Genomic DNA, 2,756 nt, shown 5'->3' on the forward strand with positions numbered 1-2,756 from the left:
CTGAACCCCTTTCCACCTTTCGAGTCCTCAGGTCCTTGCCACCAGGAAATTCCTTCCACTGGCTCTGGTGTCCCCCATTCCTCAAGACCTCCCTGTGTTCCTTGCAATTCTGGTCCATTATTCCCCTTTCACACCTTTGCTCAAAGGGATGTCCCAGCATGAAAAGGAAACTAGAAAATAAATAAATAAATAAATAAATAAATAAATAAATAAATAAATGGAAAGAAGGAAGGGGAAGTCCCTCTGATTATACATTGAACGACCTGTTACCAATTGATCCTGGTAGCCACTACTAGGCATTGACAAGAAAGGCAGGCTCGCATCTCCAAGAAAATGTGCTTATCTGGCCTGAGCATTCCCAGTGGCCAATAGAGTGTAGAGACCTGGAGGCAGGGAGGGAGACCTGGTGGGGGTCCACTTCAGGCAGTATCTTGTCTGTGGAGTCTACTGAGGGGTTCTCAGGCCACTTCATTGGAGAGATGTCTTCCTGTGTATGACTGGGGAAATTTCCCTCTAGTCTCCAGCAAACGCCTCCTGCCAGGGAATTTTCTAGTCCTCGGCCTCCTGGGATGGCCTTCCACACCCGACTTCCTGTTTCTGGTGATTTTTCCCAGTTGCTTAGGGTCAGGGGATTCCTGTCCATGGGCTCCGGAACAGGGGCAGGGGCGTTGGAGGTCCGTTTTGTCCTGTGTTGGGATTTGGAGTAAGGATCTTACTTTCTGGGCGTGGACGGCATCCGTGATGAGACGATGAAGCCTTGCGGTGTGTGTTTCAGAGGACTTCCAGTAGAGCATGATAGACTGCTTGGTACAGAGGGGCCTCAAGGGTTGGCTGAATCTGCTCCCATTGATTGTAGCGTTCCTGAGAGTCCTGCACGTGTCGGAGATCTTGGTCATCTTGCATCTCTTTCATCACTGGATCAAGAAAGAGCTGGCCAGCGCAGGTGTTCCTTGCAACTGTGAATGTCTCTGGGACGTCTGGTGGAGAGGGCTGTGCCGTCTCTGCAGGCCAGGACATTCGGCAGGAGGTTGATGGGCAGGTCATGGTCAAAGTGCCTGTGCCCACAGGTGATGCAGCAGCCAGTGGCAACAAGCTGTCCTGTGCACGCTCAGTCTCGCTGCCGTCCACTGCCTCATTGGGCTCAGGCGAGGAAAGGGAATCTGGACTCGGAACTCTACCCGTGCCGGCGGCACGCTGGCGTGCTCTTCTGTTCTGGAACCATATGTGAATCGTGTCTTCGGGCAAAGCGGTCTTTTGGGCGAGCTCTTCTCTGGCAGCAATGCCCGGGTACGGGCTCCTCTCAAAAGCCTGGAGCAGGATCGCCAACTGTGTCGAGCTGAGTCGAGTGCGAGGCCTCCTACGTCCCGACGGGCTGCTCCTTCTACCTTGTGCCCTGGCATCAGACATTTCAGGCGGCTTCGGGGACTCCAGGACGCTTCGGCTCGCTGAGGATTCTGGGCCTCGCCTCACCATCCCCGAACGACTTCGGCGGTTCTGAAACCACACCCGCACGCGGGACTCAGGCAGCCCGATTTCCCTGGCTAGTTGCTCCCTGGCCCGGAAGCTTGGGGAAGGGCTCTTGGCGAAAGCACTTAGAAGGGCCTCCTTCTGCATGCCTTTCAAAAGGGTCTTTGGGCGCCGGGATTCCCGGGCCACCCTGATTTTTCCCACACGGCTGCGACCTTCCATCCTGCCAAGCAACGAAGGAAGACTTGCCAGGAGCTACTTCTTTCACTTGCCACTACCAAAACAGACCTCCGCCCCAGGAGGAAAGAGCAAGCAAGTCCTTTGCTTGTCTGGGCCTCAGCGTGCTACACCCTGGCCTTTTATCTACCCGCTGGGTGGAGGCCCCGCCCACTCCCCTGCCTGCTCTCTTGGACTGCTGCCAAGGCCGGCCCCTCCCAAGAGATCTGCCCTTATCTCCACAGCTACCGCTGACCTTGACTCCTTGAGCTGAATCTTCCGGTAGGCCCGCAGTGAAACGGACCAGAAGGTAGCAGTCTTCTTTACCTGCCACCACACGACAATTCTCCAAGAAGAATAGGGAACTCGAGGAAGGAAAGGCCCACCTCCTATCAAGCTCAACCGCTGAATGGAGAATGTGGAAGCCGAAGCTTAGCTTGGCAGCTTCCCTTCCTAAAGCCAGGCACCTTTGGGCAGGATGGGAGAACCCAGTCAAAGAACTGCATCCCTGCTGGGAGACAAGAAGTGATCTCGGGGTGCAAGTGAGGAATCACGGCAGCACAGGTGGCGACAAGGGGGCAGGCAGAGATGGGCTACAGAGTGTTTATTATCCCGAAGGTGGGAGAATCAGCCTGAGCCGCTTGCAGTTCGGCCACACCCTTCATCCAAGACCCGCAGAAGCTGATCTAGGGGATCTCCCCAGTGTTTGTAGTAAACCTGTCTGCATACATCAGAGCCAAACACAAAAGCCCCACTTTCACAGTACAGATATCAGAACACTAGACTCCGGAGGAAGCCTAGATGCTTACAGCTTGCCCTCAGACACAATCCACTTTGTGTATCCGTGTGTGTGTCTGTGTGTGTGTGTGTTTGTGTTGTGTGTGTTTTTCGGTGGCTAATGAGGAAATTTAGCGGTTTGTGTAAATTGAAATCTATTTTCAAAGAGAAATGCTCCAAAACACCAAATCTCCACAATATGTGCAAAAAATAAAAATTGCAAGATTAGAAGAGAACGGATGTAAGAAAGAAAGTCTTAACATGAAACCAAAATGAGTTTATCCCATTTATTCCAT

General features: G+C 53.0%; 1 protein-coding gene. It reads right to left on the bottom strand.

Annotated elements, in window-relative coordinates; genetic code table 11:
- Positions 1 to 771: 771 nt before the first annotated feature.
- Complete coding sequence (locus tag KRX52_RS21100) at positions 772 to 1,689, bottom strand: homeobox domain-containing protein (protein ID WP_367890551.1); 918 nt, start codon at positions 1,687 to 1,689, stop codon at positions 772 to 774.
- Positions 1,690 to 2,756 lie beyond the last annotated feature (1,067 nt).

The organism is Geopseudomonas aromaticivorans (assembly GCF_019097855.1).
Taxonomy (GTDB): domain Bacteria; phylum Pseudomonadota; class Gammaproteobacteria; order Pseudomonadales; family Pseudomonadaceae; genus Geopseudomonas; species Geopseudomonas aromaticivorans.